The 17,533-nt window shown below is 64.8% G+C and carries 20 protein-coding genes and 1 other RNA gene; 9 read left to right on the top strand and 12 right to left on the bottom strand.

Features of this window, described 5'->3' with window-relative positions; translation table 11 throughout:
- Positions 1-50 precede the first annotated feature (50 nt).
- On the top strand, positions 51-782 hold the full coding sequence (locus RE429_RS05310; RefSeq protein WP_414473300.1) for a pyrimidine 5'-nucleotidase: 732 nt from the start codon (positions 51-53) through the stop codon (positions 780-782).
- A 68-nt stretch (positions 783-850) separates the two neighbouring features.
- Here RE429_RS05310 and RE429_RS05305 read toward each other — a convergent pair whose 3' ends face one another.
- Positions 851-1,354, bottom strand: a complete 504-nt coding sequence (locus tag RE429_RS05305) for a ferritin-like domain-containing protein (RefSeq protein ID WP_414473299.1) — start codon at positions 1,352-1,354, stop codon at positions 851-853.
- A gap of 110 nt (positions 1,355-1,464) precedes the next feature.
- Entirely contained in the window at positions 1,465-2,652 is a 1,188-nt protein-coding gene (locus RE429_RS05300) for a DNA recombination protein RmuC (RefSeq protein ID WP_414473298.1), read from the bottom strand.
- A gap of 84 nt (positions 2,653-2,736) precedes the next feature.
- Here RE429_RS05300 and def point away from each other — a divergent pair, with 84 nt between their 5' ends.
- From def to truA, 4 genes are read left to right on the top strand one after another with little or no spacing between them, the layout of a single operon-like run.
- Positions 2,737-3,255 carry a peptide deformylase gene (def, locus tag RE429_RS05295; protein ID WP_414473297.1) on the top strand — a complete coding sequence of 173 codons (519 nt, stop codon included), beginning with the start codon at positions 2,737-2,739 and terminating at the stop codon, positions 3,253-3,255.
- Complete coding sequence (gene fmt / locus RE429_RS05290; protein ID WP_414473296.1) at positions 3,252-4,184, top strand: methionyl-tRNA formyltransferase; 933 nt, start codon at positions 3,252-3,254, stop codon at positions 4,182-4,184. Before def ends, fmt begins: the two co-directional genes overlap by 4 nt.
- Positions 4,185-4,193: 9 nt before the next feature.
- The gene (locus tag RE429_RS05285) at positions 4,194-4,688 is read left to right on the top strand and encodes a GNAT family N-acetyltransferase (RefSeq protein WP_414473295.1); all 495 of its coding nucleotides are present in this window, start codon (positions 4,194-4,196) and stop codon (positions 4,686-4,688) included.
- A gap of 1 nt (position 4,689) precedes the next feature.
- Positions 4,690-5,433: a tRNA pseudouridine(38-40) synthase TruA gene (gene truA, locus RE429_RS05280; RefSeq protein WP_414473294.1), complete on the top strand. Its 744-nt coding sequence runs from the start codon at positions 4,690-4,692 to the stop codon at positions 5,431-5,433.
- Positions 5,434-5,533: 100 nt separating this feature from the next.
- On the opposite strand, the gene RE429_RS05275 is transcribed toward truA, so the two are convergent.
- From RE429_RS05275 to dapD, 3 genes are all read right to left on the bottom strand, one after another.
- Positions 5,534-6,124, bottom strand: coding sequence for a hypothetical protein (locus RE429_RS05275; RefSeq protein WP_414473293.1), 591 nt, complete (start codon positions 6,122-6,124; stop codon positions 5,534-5,536).
- 98 nt (positions 6,125-6,222) lie between these two features.
- Positions 6,223-7,386 carry a succinyl-diaminopimelate desuccinylase gene (gene dapE / locus RE429_RS05270; protein ID WP_414473292.1) on the bottom strand — a complete coding sequence of 388 codons (1,164 nt, stop codon included), beginning with the start codon at positions 7,384-7,386 and terminating at the stop codon, positions 6,223-6,225.
- Positions 7,387-7,389: 3 nt separating this feature from the next.
- A complete protein-coding gene (gene dapD / locus RE429_RS05265; protein ID WP_414473291.1) occupies positions 7,390-8,235 on the bottom strand; it encodes a 2,3,4,5-tetrahydropyridine-2,6-dicarboxylate N-succinyltransferase in 846 nt (281 codons plus the stop codon).
- 146 nt (positions 8,236-8,381) lie between these two features.
- Here dapD and RE429_RS05260 point away from each other — a divergent pair, with 146 nt between their 5' ends.
- Positions 8,382-9,968: a sensor histidine kinase gene (locus RE429_RS05260; RefSeq protein ID WP_414473290.1), complete on the top strand. Its 1,587-nt coding sequence runs from the start codon at positions 8,382-8,384 to the stop codon at positions 9,966-9,968.
- Between the two features lie 142 nt (positions 9,969-10,110).
- Here RE429_RS05260 and recR read toward each other — a convergent pair whose 3' ends face one another.
- The 4 genes from recR to ffs form a co-directional block, all read right to left on the bottom strand.
- The gene (gene recR, locus RE429_RS05255; RefSeq protein ID WP_414473289.1) at positions 10,111-10,716 is read right to left on the bottom strand and encodes a recombination mediator RecR; all 606 of its coding nucleotides are present in this window, start codon (positions 10,714-10,716) and stop codon (positions 10,111-10,113) included.
- Between the two features lie 9 nt (positions 10,717-10,725).
- The gene (locus RE429_RS05250; protein ID WP_414473288.1) at positions 10,726-11,046 is read right to left on the bottom strand and encodes a YbaB/EbfC family nucleoid-associated protein; all 321 of its coding nucleotides are present in this window, start codon (positions 11,044-11,046) and stop codon (positions 10,726-10,728) included.
- Positions 11,047-11,061: 15 nt separating this feature from the next.
- Positions 11,062-12,882 carry a DNA polymerase III subunit gamma/tau gene (locus RE429_RS05245; protein WP_414473287.1) on the bottom strand — a complete coding sequence of 607 codons (1,821 nt, stop codon included), beginning with the start codon at positions 12,880-12,882 and terminating at the stop codon, positions 11,062-11,064.
- A 26-nt stretch (positions 12,883-12,908) separates the two neighbouring features.
- An RNA gene (gene ffs, locus RE429_RS05240) (signal recognition particle sRNA small type) lies at positions 12,909-13,007 on the bottom strand.
- 207 nt (positions 13,008-13,214) lie between these two features.
- Between ffs and RE429_RS05235 the strand changes: the two genes are divergently transcribed.
- Positions 13,215-13,625: an HIT domain-containing protein gene (locus tag RE429_RS05235; protein ID WP_414473286.1), complete on the top strand. Its 411-nt coding sequence runs from the start codon at positions 13,215-13,217 to the stop codon at positions 13,623-13,625.
- 17 nt (positions 13,626-13,642) lie between these two features.
- A complete protein-coding gene (gene nudC, locus RE429_RS05230) occupies positions 13,643-14,545 on the top strand; it encodes an NAD(+) diphosphatase (RefSeq protein WP_414473285.1) in 903 nt (300 codons plus the stop codon).
- Here the strand turns inward: nudC and RE429_RS05225 are convergent.
- The 3 genes from RE429_RS05225 to RE429_RS05215 are packed head-to-tail and all read right to left on the bottom strand — an operon-like array spanning position 14,542 to position 16,672.
- Complete coding sequence (locus RE429_RS05225; protein WP_414473284.1) at positions 14,542-15,081, bottom strand: N-acetyltransferase family protein; 540 nt, start codon at positions 15,079-15,081, stop codon at positions 14,542-14,544. The genes nudC and RE429_RS05225 overlap by 4 nt on opposite strands.
- Positions 15,078-15,932, bottom strand: a complete 855-nt coding sequence (locus tag RE429_RS05220) for a prephenate dehydratase (protein ID WP_414473283.1) — start codon at positions 15,930-15,932, stop codon at positions 15,078-15,080. Before RE429_RS05220 ends, RE429_RS05225 begins: the two co-directional genes overlap by 4 nt.
- Complete coding sequence (locus RE429_RS05215) at positions 15,929-16,672, bottom strand: 3-deoxy-manno-octulosonate cytidylyltransferase (protein ID WP_414473282.1); 744 nt, start codon at positions 16,670-16,672, stop codon at positions 15,929-15,931. Before RE429_RS05215 ends, RE429_RS05220 begins: the two co-directional genes overlap by 4 nt.
- 269 nt (positions 16,673-16,941) lie before the next feature.
- Between RE429_RS05215 and RE429_RS05210 the strand changes: the two genes are divergently transcribed.
- Positions 16,942-17,481, top strand: a complete 540-nt coding sequence (locus RE429_RS05210; RefSeq protein ID WP_414473281.1) for a c-type cytochrome — start codon at positions 16,942-16,944, stop codon at positions 17,479-17,481.
- Positions 17,482-17,533: the final 52 nt, after the last annotated feature.

Raw genomic sequence — 17,533 nt, 5'->3', positions numbered from 1 at the left:
GTTTGAGCGGAAAACCGGGTCCACATTTCCGCACGATGCGCTAAGGACCCATGAACGCGAAACCGCCTGTCGAGAACCACCTGTCATCGCCTGAATCCCGCGCCTTCTCGCATGTGGACACGTGGGTCTTCGACCTCGACAATACGCTCTATCCGCACACCTCGCGGGTGTGGCCCCAGATCGATGAGCGCATCACCCTCTACGTTGCGGATCTGTTCGGCCTCGACGGCATCTCGTCGAAGGCCTTGCAGAAATATTTCTACCATAAATACGGGACGACCCTGCGGGCGCTGATCGACGAATACGATATCGACCCGCAGGACTTCCTGGATTTCGCGCACGACATCGATCATACCGACATCGAGCTGAATTCCAGCCTGGGCGCCGCGATCGAAAAACTGCCGGGCCGCAAGCTGATCCTCACCAACGGTTCGCGCAGGCATGCCGAGAACGTGGCGAAGAAGATCGGCATCCTCGACCATTTCGAGGACGTCTTCGATATTGCCGCGTCGAACTTCGTGCCCAAGCCTGAGCGGCGCGCCTATGAGAGCTTCCTCGACAAGCATGGCGTCGACCCCTCACGGTCGGCCATGTTCGAAGATATTGCCAAGAATCTCACGGTTCCGCACGAACTCGGCATGACCACGACCTTGATCGTGCCGAAGACGATCGATCCATTCCGGGAGAGTTTCGAACAGGAGGCGGTCAAGACTCCGGAGATCGACTACATCACGAACGATCTTGCGGAGTTCTTACGGCAATATGCTTTGCCCCTGAAATAAGCCGCCTCGCCGCGGATTATGAAAATGGCCTCCCCAAGGAGGCCATTTCGCATTTGACCGGGAAGACCTTACGCCGCGCGCGTGTTGATCTTGCTCTCGGCAATGCGGTTGAGCTTCTGATCGGTGGCTTTCTCCTGATCGAGAATCTGATGCAGAACGCCGGCGCAATCATCGCGACCGAGTTGCTTGGCCCAGGCGACAAGCGTCCCGTAGCGCGTGATCTCGTAATGTTCGACGGCCTGAGCGGCTGCCAGCAGCGCAGCATCGAGAACCTGCGGATCGTCGATGTCGCCCGCGATGTCCTGCGCCTCGTCGATGATGCCGTCGATGGCCGGGCAGGTCACGCCCTTGGGATCCTGTCCATGCATGCGGAAAACCTGTTCGACCATCTGGATCTGCTGCTGGGTCTCGCCCAGATGCGTCTGAAAAGCCTGCTTCAGCTGAGGGTCCGAAGCCTGCTCGATCATATCCGGCAGCGCCTTCGTGATCTGCTGCTCGGCATAATAAATATCTTGAAGAGTATGAACGAAGAGATCGTCCAGCGACTTGATGTCTTTCGACAGGAGGCCCATAGCGCCTAATCCTTCCCGTGTTGTGATCTCATGGAATATGCAAGCGCCGGCATCCGCCTGGCGCATCGGCTAGAACTGGAAGAACGTCGCCGGGGAAAGGCGGTTCCGGGCTATTCGACGATCCGAAGATCCCGCCCGTTCAGCCGCAGCATCTCTGCACGAGCCGTCGCATCGCCATCCTCGAATTCCAGGGTCTCGATTCGCTCGCCGCGCCTCGTGATCTTTTCCGTGGACACCCGGATCTGCGCGACATCCTCCTGCGCCTGCCGGAAATGGGCGTCGAGCTTGGCCACGCGGTTGTCGAGCCGACCCACGTCTTCGAGCAGTTTCTGAACTTCGACCTGGATCACGCGCGCCTCCTCCCGGATGCGGGCATCGCGCACGAGCGCCTGCATGACCTGAATGGCGAGGGTCAGGAGCGACGGAGAGACGATGACGACGCGCGCCCGATGAGCCTTCTGGATCACGTCGTCGAAATGCTCGGCAAGATCCGCATAGATCGACTCCGCCGGCACGAACAGCATGGCGATGTCCTGGGTCTCGCCGGGGATGAGATACTTCTCGGCGATGTCCTTCACGTGCACGAGCATGTCGCTGCGCACCTTCGCGGCGGCGCGGAGCCGCGCCTCCTCGCCTTTTGCGTCGCGGAACGACGTGAACCCTTCCAGCGGGAACTTGGCATCGATCACGAGGCCACGCGCGTCTCCGGGAAGCCGCACAAGACAATCCGGGCGCGTGCGGTTCGAGAGCGTTGCCTGAAACGCGAAAGCGCTGGCGGGAAGACCGTCGCGGATGATGGCCTCCATCCGTCCCTGGCCGTAGGCGCCCCGGCTTTGCTTGTTGGAGAGAATATCCTTCAGGCCGACGAGTTCGCCGGTCAGATTGCTGAGGTTCTGCTGCGCCACGTCGATCACCGCGAGCCGCTCGTTGAGCTTCGACAGGTTCTCGCTCTGATGGCGCGTCGAGGCCTCGAGCCCCTGCCCGACCCGGTGCTGCAGCCCGTCGATTCGCTCCGAAATCACGCGGACGAAGTCGCTCTGGCGGGATCCGAAGACCTCCGCCATGGTCCGCATCCGCCCGGTCATCTCCGCCTGGATGCGGGTGAGTTCGGCGACCTTGTCGTCCATCTCCCGGGCCCGCTCCTCCGCGACCGCAGCCTCCACGGCCTTCTCCCGGCCCGTCCGCAGGAGCAGCACCGTGACGAGGGTCAGGAGCAGCAGGCTCGATGCCGCCATGCCGGCCACGAGATGTCCCCAGGTCAGGGCGTGGGCGCCGAGGATCAGGACGATATCGTTCATGGTCACGCTTTCGATTGACGGCGGCATCCGAACATATCACGAACGATTTGACCATCCACTTGCAAGCCCTTATTTCCCGCAATCATGAGCATCAAACCCCTTGTCATCCTTCCCGATTCCAAGCTCCGCCTGATTTCCGAGCCCGTTAAGGAAATCACGCAGGAGATCCGCCAGCTGACCGAGGATATGCTGGAGACCATGTACGACGCCCCCGGCGTCGGCCTGGCGGCGATCCAGATCGGCGTGCCGTTGCGGATCGTGACGATGGACGTCTCCAAATCGGAGGACGAGCGGGAGCCCATGGTCCTGCTCAACCCGGAGATCGTCTGGGCCTCGGAGGAGACGCGGGCCTACGAGGAAGGCTGCCTGTCGATCCCGGAATATTACGAAGAGGTGGAGCGGCCGGACCGGGTGCGCTTCCGCTACATGAACCTCAAGGGCGACGTCATCGAGCAGGACGCCGACGGCCTCATGGCGACCTGCGTGCAGCACGAAATCGATCACCTGAACGGCGTTCTCTTCATCGACTACCTGTCGAAGCTCAAGCGGGACAGGGTGATGACCAAGTTCAAGAAGGCCGCCAAGCGCGAGGCGGGAGCATGAGTCTGCGCGTCGTCTTCATGGGCACTCCGGATTTCGCGGTGCCCACATTGGCCGAAATCGTCGGGCAGGGCCACGAGGTCGTCGCCGTCTATACCCGCGAACCGGCAGCCGCCGGCCGCGGGATGGAGTTGAAGCTCTCCCCCGTGCACCGGATGGCGGAGCGGTTCGGCGTGCCTGTCTTCACGCCCAAGACCCTGCGTACCGAGGAAGCAGCCGAAACCTTCCGCAGCCTCGAGGCCGACGTGGCCGTGGTGGTGGCCTACGGCATGATCCTGCCGAAGGCGATCCTGGAGGCGCCGGAGCTCGGCTGCCTCAACCTTCACGCCTCGCTCCTCCCCCGCTGGCGCGGTGCGGCTCCGATCCAGCGCGCGATCATGGCGGGCGACAGGGAAACGGGTGTCGCCGTCATGAAAATGGAGGAGGGTCTCGATACCGGTCCCGTCGCCATGGTCGAGAAGGTGGCGATCGGACCCGACATGACCGCAGGGGAACTCCACGACCGGCTCATGGTTCTCGGCGCCGACCTGATGGTCCGCGCCCTTGCAGCCCTCTCGCGCGGAGGCCTGGGCTTCACGCCGCAGCCCGACGAGGGCGTGACTTACGCTCACAAGCTCAAGAACGAGGACGCCCGCATCGACTGGACGCGGTCCGCGCAGGCCGTGCACGATCGGATCCGGGGGCTGTCCCCCTTTCCGGGAGCCTTCTTCACGGCCGATTTCGGCAAGGGCGACGAACGCGTGAAAGTCCTCAAAGCTGTGCTGGGGCAAGGCTCCGGCGAGCCGGGGACGCTTCTCGGCGGCGACGGTGCCGTCTCCTGCGGAGACGGAGCCGTGCGCCTGGTTCAGGTCCAGCGAGCCGGCAAGGGACCCGTCGCTTTCGACGAGTTCCTTCGGGGCGTGAGGATCGCCCCGGGTGCCCGCTTCTCGTAAGGTGCGATCATGGGAATCCGCGTGGAGGACACCGCCGATTGGCCCGCGGCCCATGCCATCCACGCGGCGGCCTTCCGGCGAACGGCCGAAGCCGAACTCGTGCGGCGCCTGCGTGACGACGGGGATCTGGTCCTGTCCCTGACCGCCCATGCCGACAGGCCCGCCGGTCACATCGCCTTCTCACGTCTGTTACTTCATGACGCTCCTGCCCTGGCAGGTTGCGCGCTGGCCCCGCTGGCCGTCATGCCCGAATTCCAGGGCCAAGGAATCGGTTCCGCGCTCGTCCGGCAGGGGCTCGAGAGGCTTGCGGAGGACGGATACGATCTCGTCGTGGTGCTCGGCGAGCCGGCTTACTATCGGCGCTTCGGTTTCACGCCCGCTCTGGCGAGCCGGTTGAAAACTCCCTATGACGGGCCTTATCTCCAGGCCCTCGCTCTGTCCGAGAAGGGGAAAGTGGCCCATGGCCCGGCATCCTATGCCCGGGCCTTTGCAGAATTGAAGTGACATGCCCCGCTACAAGCTCGTCGTGGAATACGACGGCACGCCCTTTACAGGCTGGCAGCATCAGACGAACGGCCTCTCCGTGCAGCAGGCCGTGGAGGATGCCATCGCGCGCTTTGCCGGCGAGACCGTCCGCATCCATTGCGCCGGGCGCACGGATTCGGGCGTCCACGCGACCCATCAGGTCGTCCATGTGGACCTGGGGAAGGAATGGCGGCCCGACACGGTCCGCGATGCCACCAACGCTCACCTGAAGCCCGCGCCCGTCGCGGTCGTTTCGGCCCGGATCGTGCCCGAGACGTTCAACGCGCGCCTCTCCGCCACGAAGCGGCACTATGTCTACCGCATCCTCAACCGCCGTGCCCCGCCGACTCTCGACGCCTCCCGGGTCTGGCATGTGGCCTGGCCTCTCGATGCGGCCGTCATGCACGAGGCTGCGCAGACCCTTCTGGGCCGGCACGACTTCACCACCTTCCGGGCGGCGGAGTGCCAGGCGAACAGCCCGATCCGCACGCTCGACCGGCTGGATGTGGAGCGGATCGGTGACGAAATCCGGATCTACGCCTCCGCCCGCTCCTTCCTGCACCATCAGGTGCGTTCGATGACGGGGACCCTGGAGAGAGCCGGAGCCGGGCGGTGGTCGGTTGCCGATGTGCGCGCCGCCCTCGATGCCCGCGACAGAACCCGCTGCGGCCCCATGGCGCCGTCGGCGGGTCTCTATCTGATCGGCGTGGATTATCCGGATTAGAGCATCGGGCGTGAAAGGCGGGAGCCGGTTTTGCGTGAAGAGATGCAGGAGAACATAGGCTTACGGCATCGGATGTGGGTTCGGTTTCACGCCCGATGCTCTAGCCGAGCAGAGCCCGGGTGAGGCTTGCCACGCAGGAATTGAGGACGATCCCGAGCAGCACGATTCCGAAGGCCGCCAGGCTCGATATCCCGAGCGTCGCCTTCGTGGCGAACCACTGCATCCGCACGATGATGATCGCGAAAGCGAGGCTGAAGAGGCTGGCGAGCGGCGGAGTGGCCCAGCCGAGCAGCAGGAGCATGGCCGGTACGGACAAAAGGAGCAGGCCGACGACCGTGACCCAGTTCGTGACGATGACAAAAGGCACGTAGGCTCTCGTCAGATGGAACCGGCGGGCGACCCAGATCATGGCGAGAGGCAGCGCGACGAAGCTCGCCACATGCCCCAGGGCCACGACGAGGTCGATCCAGAGATTGCCGAGCAGCGAGCGGTCCGGCTGCAGCAGGCCGAGGCGCAGACGCTCGAAGGCGAGCGACACGATATAGGCGGGCAGCGTCAGCCAGATCGCCGCGAAGGAGCGCCAGAATCCCTGCTCGCTCATGTCGAAGGATTTCAATCCTTCCGCCCTGCTGTGAAGCAGTTCGAGCGTTCCCCTGAACGAGCGATTGACCTCTTCCGCCGTCACGATCATGAGCAGCCTCACATGGATTGGGATGCTCACGAAAACAGGCTGGAACCGAAAAACGTTCCGGCCTGTTGCGACTTTAGTTGAATATGGCCTCGCTTCTGCTAGGGAGCGCTCGAAAAATAGGCGTTCAATACTTTGCGATAGATGGCGGTGAGCCGGTCGAGATCCGCCACGCTCACGCGCTCGTCGACCTGGTGCATGGTCTGGCCGACAAGCCCGAACTCCACCACCGGGCAATCCTTCACGATGAAGCGGGCATCGGACGTCCCGCCCGTGGTGGAGAGCTTGGGACGCAGCCCCGTCTCGGCTTCCACGGCATCGGCGATGAAGCCCACGAACTGGTTGGGAGGCGTGAGGAACGCGACGGCGTTCGTCGGCTCCATGCGCAGGGTATAGCGAACGCTGTTGCCCGCGGCCTCGCTCAGGCGCCGCGCAATGTCCGCCTCCAGGCTCTCGGGGGTCCAGAGATCGTTGAAGCGGATGTTGAAGGTGGCCCTCGCCTCGGCGGGAATCACGTTGGAGGCGGCATTTCCCACGTCCACCGTCGTCACCTCGAGGTTCGAGGCGTCGAAATGCTCGGTGCCGTGATCGAGCGGCTCGCGCAGGAGCCCTTCGAGGAGGCGCAGCAGGCCGGGGATGGGATTGTCCGCGAGATGCGGATAGGCCACGTGCCCCTGCTTGCCGTCGACGACGATCCTGCCCGTGAGCGAACCGCGCCGCCCGATCTTGATCATATCGCCGAGCTGACCGGGATTGGTCGGCTCACCGAGGATGCAGTGATCGAAGCGCTCGCCGCGTCCTTTCGCCCATTCGAGAAGCTTGACCGTTCCGTTGACGGCGGGGCCCTCCTCATCGCCGGTGATGAGAAAGCCGACTGAGCCGGAAAAATCGGGGTTCGCCCGGATGAACTCGAGCGCGGCCGCCATCATGCAGGCGATGCCGCCCTTCATGTCGACGGCGCCGCGCCCATAGAGCTCGCCGTTCTCGATTTCGCCGCTGAACGGGTCATGCCGCCAGCGGCCGAGGTCACCGGGCGGCACCACATCGGTGTGGCCCGCGAAGAGCAGGTATGGCCCGCCCGTGCCGTAGCGTGCGTAAAGGTTCTCCACATCCGCCGTGCCGGGCTCGGAGAAGACCGGGCGATGCACCTCGAACCCCGCCTCCTTCAGGACGCTCTCGATGAAGGCGAGCGCGCCGCCCTCCTCGGGCGTCACGGAGGGGCAGCGGAGGAGCGACTGAGCGAGGGACAGGGGTGTGGAGTTCATCGATCAATCCCGCAGGAGCTCGTTGATGCCCGTCTTGGCGCGGGTCTGAGCATCCACGCGTTTGACGATGACGGCGCAGTAGAGCGACGGACCCGGAGTGCCGTCCGGCAGCGGCCTGCCGGGAAGAGAGCCGGGAACGACCACCGAGTAAGGCGGCACGCGGCCCACGAAGACCTCCCCCGTGTTGCGATCGACGATCTTGGTGGAGGCGGAGATGAACACGCCCATGGAGAGCACGGATCCCTCGCCCACGATCACGCCCTCCACCACTTCGGAACGGGCGCCGATGAAGCAGTTGTCCTCGATGATCGTGGGATTGGCCTGGAGCGGCTCGAGCACGCCGCCGATGCCGACGCCGCCGGAGAGATGCACATTCTTGCCGATCTGCGCGCAGGATCCGACCGTGGCCCAGGTGTCCACCATGGTTCCCTCGTCCACATAGGCGCCGAGATTGACGAAGGAGGGCATCAGCACCACGCCGGGCGCGACATAGGCTCCGCGCCGTACAGTGCAGTTCGGCACGGCGCGGAACGCCGCCGCCTTGAACTCGGCCTCGGTCCATCCGTCGAACTTGGACGGAACCTTGTCCCACCACGTGGCTTCGCCGGGACCGCCCTTGATCACGGACATGTCGTTGAGGCGGAAGGAGAGGAGCACCGCCTTCTTGAGCCATTGGTGGACCTGCCACTCGCCACCTTCGACCTTCTCGGCCACACGGGCCTTGCCGGAGTCGAGCCGATGCATCGCCTCCTCCACGGCCTGGCGCACGGCGCCGGTCGTCGCAGGGCCGACATTGGCGCGGTCCTCCCAGGCGGCATCGATGGTGCGGGCGAGATCGGTCAGGGTCATGGCATCACTCGGAGAAAAGGGATTATTGGCGCCTTGCTTAGCAACGAGATCCGCCTCTGTCACCTGCGCAGGAGACCCACTGCCTAGCAGAGCGCCTCATCGACCCTAGATCCCTCGGACGTTCCCGAAGCCCGAGACGGCGTCTCATGATCCCCGTCCGTGACATGCGCAGCATTCTCTACGCCACGGCCATCCTTTTCGCTGTTGCCGTGCTTGGACTGCGAGGCGCCTTTCTCTGGATCGAGTACCAGGCCGCCCTCACCCGGGCGGAGGCCGCGACGCAGGATCTTTCTCTGCTGATGGAGGAATATACGAAACGGACCCTGGAGACGAGCGATCTCCTCCTGGACGACATCGTCACGTTCGTACAATCGAGGGGCGGCACCGATACGTTGCATGAGACCGGGGAGGCAGCCGAGTTTCTCTCCGAGCTGGCGCGGCGATCGTCCCTCAGCCATATCTTGCTCATCACCGATCGGAACGGTCAGCTGGTGGCCAGTTCGATCCCGCAGATCAGCGGCGCCATATCGTTCGCGGACCGGGCATGGTTCAAGGCGCTCCGAGCAGGAGCGGAGAGCTATGTCGGCAGCGCCGTTTTCGGGCGTTTCAGCCATGAACTCCTTTATACCTATTCACGACGCATCTCGGACCTGAACGGGAACTTCGACGGCGTAGCCCATATCGGGCTGCGTCCCAACTTCCTGCAGGGCCTCTCACGGCCCGATGACACCACCGAGCAGGCCACATTGGGACTTTGGGGACGGGACGGACGAGTCATCGCCCGCACGGGGCTGACACAGCAACAAGTCGATTCCGGCATCGGCCACACGGCTCTCTTCAACGAAAAGGAAGCGCAGCGGACAGGCACCTATCGTGAGAAGGATCCTAACGACGGCGTGACGCGGATCATCTCCTTCCGGCGCCTGGAGCGCTGGCCCGTCATCGCAACGGCCAGCACACCATTGAGCGTGGCCCTGGCCTCCTGGACGAAAGGGCTTTACTGGAGTGCCGCGATTGCGGTGGTTATTCTGGCGGCTTTCGGATGGCTGACTTGGCTCGGCGTCCGCCTCAGCCGCCAGACGGAACAGAGCCAGCAGCAGCTTCGGGCCGTCAATGACGAACTGGCTCAGGCGCTCGCCGATAAAGTCACCTTGCTGCAGGAGATCCACCATCGGGTGAAGAACAACCTGCAGATCACGTCGAGCCTTCTGCAGATGCAGGCCCGACGCTTCTCGGACGAAACCGTGAAGGCTGCGTTCCAGGAGACGCAGAATCGCCTGCAATCCGTAGGGCTGATCCACGATCTCCTCTACCGGAAGGAAACCGGCAGCACGATCAACCTGCACGATTATCTCGACCGCCTCGTCGAGGAGATATCATCGACCTACGGAGCGACGGCTCGAGACATCACGGTGTCGCTCGATGCCGAGCCCATTGCGGTCGATCTCGAACGCGCGGCCCCTCTTGCCCTTGTCGTGACGGAGGCCATCACGAACGCTTTCAAGCATGCTTTCGAGCCGGGTCGCGGCGGACAGGTTCAGGTCATCGCCCGGCATCTCGACGGCCGGATCGAAATCGTGGTGCGGGATAACGGCAAGGGCGTATCCGGCATCACGGAAAATGCCTCTTCGCTCGGCATGAAGCTGATCCGCGCCTTTGCTTCGCAACTCGGAGGAAATTTCACGTTGGAGAGCAACGGAGGCGCGGTCTACAGGCTCGTGATTCCAGCGTGAAGGGGCCCGCCGGATCCGCACGATGCTTCACTTGCCTGAGCATCTTTTCACGCAAAACCGGTTCCCACTTTTCACGTTCGATGCTTCACTTGCCCGAGCATCTTTTCACGTAAAACCGGTGCCCACTTTTGCGCTCGATGCTCTAGAACGACGTCCGCTGGCGGATGGCTGCGGAGAGCGTTCCCTCATCGAGGTAATCGAGCTCGCCGCCGACGGGCACCCCATGGGCGAGCTTCGTCACTTTCACGGGCGGATGCCCGAGAAGCTCGGTGATGTAATGTGCGGTCGTCTGTCCGTCGACCGTTGCGTTGAGTGCGAGGATCACCTCCGTCACGCCGGGCTCCGATGCGCGCGCGACGAGGCGGTCGAGATTGAGATGCTCCGGACGCACGCCGTCGAGCGGCGAGAGCACGCCGCCCAGCACATGGTACTTCGCGTTGATCGCGCCTGCACGCTCGAGCGCCCAGAGATCGGACACGTCCTCGACCACCACCAGAATCGACGGATCGCGCTTGGGATCGCGGCAGACGGTGCAGGGATCGGACGTATCCACGTTGCCGCAGGACGAGCACACGACGATGCGCTCGTTGGCGATGCGCATCGCATCGCTCAACGGATTGAGCAGCGTGTCCCGCTTCTTGATGAGATGGAGTGCGGCCCGGCGCGCCGAGCGCGGCCCGAGACCCGGCAGGCGCGCGAGCAACTGGATCAGGCGCTCGATCTCGGGGCCGGCAACGTGCTGGGCCATTCAATCACCTCAGAACAGCTTCAGGCCGGGCGGCAGGGGAAGTCCCTTCGTCAGGCTCTCCATGCGCTCCTGCGCGGCGCGGTCCGCCTTGCCGCGCGCGTCGTTCATGGCGGCCACGATGAGATCCTCGAGGATCTCCTTCTCGTCCGGGTTCATGAGCGACGGATCGATGCTGATGGCCTTGAGGTTGCCTTTGCCCGTGATCTTCACGGCGACGACGCCGCCGCCGGCGGAGCCCTCGACCTCGAGATTGTCGAGCTCGGCCTGGGCGTCCTGCAGCTTCTGCTGCATCGCCTGAGCCTGTTTCATCAATCCCATGATGTCCTTCATGACCGCGCTCCTTGATTAGAAAAGATCGTCGTCGGCTTCCGCCTCATGCGCTGCCAGCGCATCGGCCTCGCCCAAGATGTCCGTCTCCGCGTCCTCGGCCGGCTTCTCCGCGCGCTCGATCACGTTGACGATCTGCGCACCGGGGAACTTGGACAGGACCGCCTGCACGAGCGGATGGCTAGCGGCGCCTTCCTTGCGCTCGCGCTCGGCCGCCACCGCCTGTTCGCGCAATGTCGGCGCCCCCTCTTCCGACGAGAGAGAGACCATCCAGCGTTCGCCCGTCCATTGCTGAAGGGCGCGCGCCAGATCATTGGCGATGGTGCGGCTGCCGTTTTCCGCGAGGCTGAGCTCGATATGGCCCTCCTGGAAGCGCACGAGACGAACGTCACGCTCCAACGCCGCCTTCAGGACGATCTCCCGCCTCTCCCCGGCGAGCGCCACCACATCCTCGAAACGGCGCAGGCGCATGGCCGGTTCGGCGGGCGGGGCCTGCGGACGGGGCTGCGGATGGGGCTGCGACGTGGCGAGCGCCATGTTGCCGGAGGTCGCGGGACCGCCGGACGGACGTGACGGCGCGGGCCCGCTGGGCATGAGCGGAGGAGCGCCGTCCTTCAGCGCGCGCAGCGCCTCGTCGGGCGTCGGCAGATCGGCCGCATAGGCCAGACGCACGAGCACCATCTCGGCGGCCGAGATCGGACGGCTGGAGGATTGGACTTCGGGAATGCCCTTCAAAAGCATCTGCCAGGCGCGGGAGAGCGTGCGCACCGAGAGCTTCTGCGCGTAATCCAGACCGCGCGTCTTCTCGATCTCCGACAAAGCCGGATCCTTCGCGGCTTCGGGAATGAGCTTCAGGCGCGTGACCACATGGGAGAAGGCGGCGAGGTCGGACAGAATCACGGCCGGATCCGCGCCCGCATCGTATTGGGAGCGAAGTCCGGCGAAAGCGGCGGGGACGTCGCCGCGCATCACGGCCTCGAAGAGATCGATCACCTGGGTGCGGTCCGCGAGCCCCAGCATGTCGCGCACCGTGTCCGGCGTCACCACGCCCGCGCCGTGAGCGATGGCCTGGTCGAGCAGCGACAGCGAATCGCGTACCGAGCCCTCGGCCGCGCGGGCGACGGCGGCAAGAGCCTCCTGCTCGGCCTGCACGCCTTCGGAGGCGCAGATCCGGGAAAGGTGGCCGACGAGCTTGTCCGCCTCCACCCGGCGCAGGTCGAAGCGCTGGCAGCGGGACAGGATCGTGACCGGGACCTTGCGGATCTCGGTGGTGGCGAAAATGAACTTCGCGTGCGGCGGCGGCTCCTCCAGCGTCTTCAGGAAGGCGTTGAACGCCTTCTCCGAGAGCATGTGAACCTCGTCGATGATGTAGACCTTGTAGCGCGCGGAGACCGGCGAATAGCGGATGCCGTCGATGATCTGGCGGACGTCGTCGATACCGGTATGGGACGCAGCATCCATTTCCAGCACGTCCACGTGCCGCGATTCCATGATGGCTTCGCAATGCACGCCGAGCTCGGGCATGTGGATGGTGGGGCCGCCGGAGCCCTCGGGCTTCTGGTAATTGAGGCCCCGGGCCAGGATGCGCGCCGTCGTGGTCTTGCCCACGCCGCGGACGCCGGTGAGCATCCAGGCCTGGGGAATGCGCCCGGTCTCGAAGGCGTTCGAGAGGGTGCGCACCATCGCCTCCTGACCGATCAGATCGTCGAAGGTCCGGGGGCGGTATTTACGGGCGAGAACGCGATAAGGCGAGGACGGCGCGGCCGGTTGCGGCGCGGCGGGGAAACCCGGCAAAGCCGGCTCGTCGTTCATGGGCGTGCCGGCTGTGGTGTTGTCCATCGGCTGCAAGGCTTTGGGAAACTTTAAGGTGGGAGGCTGGACGAAGACCCGTTCGGTCTCGTTAGGGCTGCTTCCTTCCGGACCTGACCCGGTTGGCGAGTGAGACGTCCCTCGCCAACCTCCCAATCGCTATATGGGCGTTTCGGATCAGGAACGCAAGTTGGAAACTTCTTCCTGTGGGTTCCTTGCCCGGCCCGGCCGGAGATCCCGTTGCGGGAAGGCGCGCGATCTCTATCCGGCAGCGGGCCGGATGAGGCGGGTCGAGGCGGGAATGACCCGGAACGCAGGGATGACGGCTGACAGAGTGCCGCGACCTCGGCTAGATAGAGCTTATGATATTCCAGCTCGATTCCCGGCTCGAAGCCGACACGATCCCCATCGGGGATCTCGCTCTTTCATCGGTCCTGCTCCTCAACGACGCCCGCTTCCCCTGGTTCGTGCTGGTGCCGCGCCTCCCGAACGTGAGCGAATTCACCGATCTGTCGGACGCGGATTACGCCCGGCTGGCGCAGGAGATTCGCATTGCGACCAAGGTCATGCTGGCCCTGTCCAAACCGGACAAGGTGAATGTGGGCGCGCTGGGCAACATCGTGACGCAGCTTCATGTCCATGTGATCGGCCGCTTCCGCTCGGACCCCGCCTGGCCCGGGCCCGTCTGGGGCCACGGCACGCGCACGCCATACCCGGACCATGCGGCAACCGCGCTCATCGAGCGCGCAGCCGTTCTTTTTGCCGAAGCCTGAACCTAAAAGCCCGCCCCATGACGCGTTCCATCGGCTACATCACCAATCCTCTCGTCCGCCACAGCGCGGAGGGAGACCCGGAAGCTCTTGCCAATGCGGCCCGAAACCCGGAGAGCGCCCTGATCCTCCTGGCAGGCGATCTGCCGATCCTGAAGGCCGGGGAGCCCGGCACGGGTCTCCTCCCCTTCTCCACCCTGAGCCGCCTGCCGTCGCACAAGGAGCAGGTCTTCCTCGGCACCCTGCAGGAGCGCCCCGTGATCGCGACCCTGGCTGCGCCTGAAGCGGCGGAGCTGTTTCAGGGCGATCCCGCCTATACCGTGACGGATCTGCGCTCGATTGCGGTTCGCGGCCTCGTGCCGGCGGAGGACCTCGGCATTCTGGCCATGGCGAAGTCGATCCTCGACTGGCACAACCGCCATCGCTTCTGCGCCAATTGCGGCGCCCCCACCCAGGCCGCTCAGGCCGGGTTCCGGCGAGATTGCTCGGCTTGCGGCGCGCAGCATTTCCCCCGCACCGACCCTGTCGTGATCATGCTGATCACCCGCGGCGACAAATGCCTCATGGGCCGTCAGCAGCGCTTTGCGGAGAAGATGTATTCCTGTCTCGCGGGCTTCCTGGAGCCGGGCGAGACCGTCGAGGACGCGGTGCGCCGCGAAACCTTCGAGGAAGCCGGCATCCGGGTAGGCAAGGTTCGCTACTCGACCTCGCAGCCCTGGCCCTTCCCGTCGAACATCATGATCGGATGCGTCGGCGAGGCGATCAGCGAAGAGATCGCCTTCGACCGGGACGAACTGGAGGATGCCCGCTGGTTCACGAAGGACGACGTGCGCCGCATGCTGGAGGGCGTGCATGAGCACTTCGCGGCGCCCTCGCCCATCGCCATTGCGAACCACCTGCTGCGGGAGTGGGTGAAGGATTAATGATCCGGCTGCGGGATCGGGTCGAATCGATAGGCGATCTCGGTCACGGAGCACTCGCCGAAGGACAGCTCCTGTTCCCGCCCCGCCTTGCCGCCGAAAGTCTCGTAGAAGCCTCGCGCGGCGTGGTTGTCCTTCAGCACCCATAACCCGGCGGAGCGGAAGTTTTGTCGGGCGAGATGGGCGAAAACCTGCCCCAGAAGGGCTCGCCCGAGCCCCTGACGCTTCACTGTGTCGAGCAGGTAGATGGCGTAGATCTCGGCATCCGCCTCGAAAATCGCGGCATGGTCGGGCCGAACGGGGCCGCCTTGCGCGAAGCCGACGATGTCGCCGTCCGGATCCTCCGCCACGAGGAGAAGCGATCGGTCGTCAGCCTGCTCCATGACATGTCGCCAGCCGCTGATCCGCGCTTCGACGGTCAGACCCGCCAGCGCGGGAGCGGGCAGGATGTCCTTGTAGGATTCCCGCCAGCCCTGCACATGGACGCGGGCGATGCCTTCGATGTCGGCCACGCCCCCGTCGCGGATGATGGTCTTCACTCCGCCGCTTCCTGGATATGCTCGCGGAAGGGCGCCGCCTGATAGACGCCGAGGATGCGCAGCTCGCGGGAGAAGAACTCGAGCTCTTCGAGAGCGCGCTTGAGGTTGCGGTCTTCCGGGTGGCCGTCCACCTCGGCGTAGAACTGCGTGGCCTTGAAGTAGCCCTCGACCATGTAGCTCTCGAGCTTCGTCATGTTGATGCCGTTCGTGGCGAAGCCGCCCAGGGCCTTGTAGAGGGCTGCGGGCAGGTTGCGCACGCGGAAGACAAAAGACGTGACGGTCGGCTCCTTGCCGGCCGGAGCCCATTGCGGCGTCTTCGACAGAATGACGAAGCGCGTGGTGTTGTGCGATTCGTCCTCCACGTCCTCGGCCAGGATCTTCAGGCCGTAGATGTCGGCCGCCATGCGGGGGGCAAGCGAGGCGCGGGTCGGATCCTTCCACTCCGCGACCTGCCGGGCGGACCCGGCGGTATCGCCCGCGACATTCGCCTTCAGGCCGAGCTTGCGGATGATCTTGCGGCATTGCCCCAGGGCATGGACGTGGCTGTACACGCTCTTGATCGTGCCGAGATCGGCCTCGGGCAGCGCCATCAGCTGGAAATGGATGGGCAGGAAGTGCTCGCCGACGATATGGAGGCCGGAGGTCGGCAGAAGGTGATGGATGTCCGCCACGCGGCCCGCGATCGAGTTCTCGATGGGGATCATGGCAAGCCCCGCGTCACCTTCGCTCACGGCCGCGAAGGCGTCCTCGAAGGTCGGGCACGGCAGCACCTCCCAGCCGGGATACATTTCCGAGCAGGCGATGTGGGAATTGGCACCCGGCTCGCCCTGGAACGAAATAACCTTCTTCATGCTGTCCTCCGGGCCGCGATGATCTCGCGGGCTCTGTCCAAGTCTTGAGGGGTATCGACGCCGAGCGGCACGCCCTCGACCACGACCGCGTCGATGCGCATGCCGGCCTCCAGGGCCCGCAGCTGCTCCAGCTTCTCGCGCATCTCCAGCGGAGACGGCAGCATGGCGACGAAGCGCTGCAGGGCTTTGCGGCGATAGGCGTAAAGACCGATGTGATGATAGAGCGGGCCCTCCCCGAAAGGGGCCGTGGCGCGGGTAAAGTAGAGCGCCCGGAAGCGGCCCGGCGAGACCTGGGCTCCCACCATCTTCACCACGTTCGGATTGGTCCTCTCCTCCTCGCGATCGATCACCGCCACCAGGGTGGCCAGATCGACATCGGGGTCCGAGAGAGGCGCAACCGAGGCCGCGATGGCGGCCGGATCGACGGTCGGCAGATCCCCCTGCACGTTCACCACCACGTCGTGCCGCCCCTCGGGATCGAGCTTTTCCACAGCCTCGAAGATCCGGTCGGAACCCGAGGCGTGGTCGGATCGCGTCATGACGGCCTGCCCCCCGGCGCGCGCCACGGCCTCGGCGATCTCGGGGGCGTCGGTCGCGATCGCGACCGGTCCGATCCCGGCCTCCACGGCCCGCCGCCAGACATGGACGATCATGGGCTCGCCGGCGATCTCCGCCAGGGGCTTGTTCGGCAGGCGGGTCGCTGCGAGGCGGGCGGGAATGAGAACGAGAGGGTCGGACATGGCGCAGTCTGCTGAGAAAAAGCTGCGCGTCCTTACCAAGGCGGCTCCCGTTTGTCATGGGCCGTGCGGCACTTGACGACGGGAACCCGGGCGCCCCGGCCGGTGTTTTGAACCGCGCTGCGACCAATGGAGCGGCAAAACCTGCAACAACCCCATTGTCAAAACCCCTTCATAACGGCTAAGCAACGCCGCGTAACCGTGGGCGCCCGCCCGCGAAGCCGTTCTGTTTGCGCTGGGTTCGCCGTGACCAGGCGAGGAGAGCCTAACTTATGAATATCGAGACCAATAAGATCCTGGGTGCCCTTTTCGGTACGCTTCTCTTCGTGGTCGGCGTCAAAGTCGTTGCCGAAGGTCTGTTCTCGCCTCATGCACCGGCCGTTCCGGGCTATGATCTTCCGGCAGCCGAAGAGGCTTCCACCGGGGGCGCAGGCGCGCCGGCTGCACCGGCCGAGCCGCTCCCCGTCCTTCTGGCCAACGCCGATCCGGCCAAGGGCCAGGCCGCAGCCAAGAAGTGCGCCGCCTGCCACGATCTGACGAAGGGCGGACCGAACAAGGTCGGCCCGAACCTCTACGGCGTCGTCGGCCGTCCGGTCGCCTCGCACGAGGGCTTCAATTACTCCAACGGCATGAAGGCCCATGGCGGCAACTGGACCTACGAGGCGCTGAACGACTTCGTTCACAACCCGAAGAAGGCGACGCCGGGCACCATCATGGCCTTCGCCGGCATCGCGAGCGACAAGGAGCGCGCCGATCTGCTCGCTTACCTGCGGACCCTGTCGGACAGCCCCGTTCCGTTCCCGGCCCAGTAAGGCCCAGCGGACAAACCTGAATTTGAGAGAAGCCGGGCCTTGTGCCCGGCTT

It is taken from the genome of Microvirga sp. M2, from assembly GCF_047497095.1.
Taxonomy (GTDB): Bacteria; Pseudomonadota; Alphaproteobacteria; order Rhizobiales; family Beijerinckiaceae; genus Microvirga.
Note: the sequence above shows the minus strand (reverse complement) of the source record. Positions and strands in the feature narration are given on the sequence as shown.

Bases quoted from the DNA above. Each gene is read 5' to 3' on its own strand.
- recR (WP_414473289.1), bottom strand. From the start codon at position 10,716: ATGGCCCAGCACGTTGCCGGCCCCGAGATCGAGCGCCTGATCCAGTTG.
- RE429_RS05220 (WP_414473283.1), bottom strand. From the start codon at position 15,932: ATGAAGAAGGTTATTTCGTTCCAGGGCGAGCCGGGTGCCAATTCCCAC.
- RE429_RS05310 (WP_414473300.1), top strand. From the start codon at position 51: ATGAACGCGAAACCGCCTGTCGAGAACCACCTGTCATCGCCTGAATCC.
- RE429_RS05215 (WP_414473282.1), bottom strand. From the start codon at position 16,672: ATGTCCGACCCTCTCGTTCTCATTCCCGCCCGCCTCGCAGCGACCCGC.
- RE429_RS05305 (WP_414473299.1), bottom strand. From the start codon at position 1,354: ATGGGCCTCCTGTCGAAAGACATCAAGTCGCTGGACGATCTCTTCGTT.
- truA (WP_414473294.1), top strand. From the start codon at position 4,690: ATGCCCCGCTACAAGCTCGTCGTGGAATACGACGGCACGCCCTTTACA.
- RE429_RS05300 (WP_414473298.1), bottom strand. From the start codon at position 2,652: ATGAACGATATCGTCCTGATCCTCGGCGCCCACGCCCTGACCTGGGGA.
- RE429_RS05260 (WP_414473290.1), top strand. From the start codon at position 8,382: ATGATCCCCGTCCGTGACATGCGCAGCATTCTCTACGCCACGGCCATC.
- def (WP_414473297.1), top strand. From the start codon at position 2,737: ATGAGCATCAAACCCCTTGTCATCCTTCCCGATTCCAAGCTCCGCCTG.
- fmt (WP_414473296.1), top strand. From the start codon at position 3,252: ATGAGTCTGCGCGTCGTCTTCATGGGCACTCCGGATTTCGCGGTGCCC.
- RE429_RS05275 (WP_414473293.1), bottom strand. From the start codon at position 6,124: ATGATCGTGACGGCGGAAGAGGTCAATCGCTCGTTCAGGGGAACGCTC.
- RE429_RS05285 (WP_414473295.1), top strand. From the start codon at position 4,194: ATGGGAATCCGCGTGGAGGACACCGCCGATTGGCCCGCGGCCCATGCC.
- RE429_RS05245 (WP_414473287.1), bottom strand. From the start codon at position 12,882: ATGGACAACACCACAGCCGGCACGCCCATGAACGACGAGCCGGCTTTG.
- RE429_RS05250 (WP_414473288.1), bottom strand. From the start codon at position 11,046: ATGAAGGACATCATGGGATTGATGAAACAGGCTCAGGCGATGCAGCAG.
- RE429_RS05235 (WP_414473286.1), top strand. From the start codon at position 13,215: ATGATATTCCAGCTCGATTCCCGGCTCGAAGCCGACACGATCCCCATC.
- dapD (WP_414473291.1), bottom strand. From the start codon at position 8,235: ATGACCCTGACCGATCTCGCCCGCACCATCGATGCCGCCTGGGAGGAC.
- dapE (WP_414473292.1), bottom strand. From the start codon at position 7,386: ATGAACTCCACACCCCTGTCCCTCGCTCAGTCGCTCCTCCGCTGCCCC.
- nudC (WP_414473285.1), top strand. From the start codon at position 13,643: ATGACGCGTTCCATCGGCTACATCACCAATCCTCTCGTCCGCCACAGC.
- RE429_RS05210 (WP_414473281.1), top strand. From the start codon at position 16,942: ATGAATATCGAGACCAATAAGATCCTGGGTGCCCTTTTCGGTACGCTT.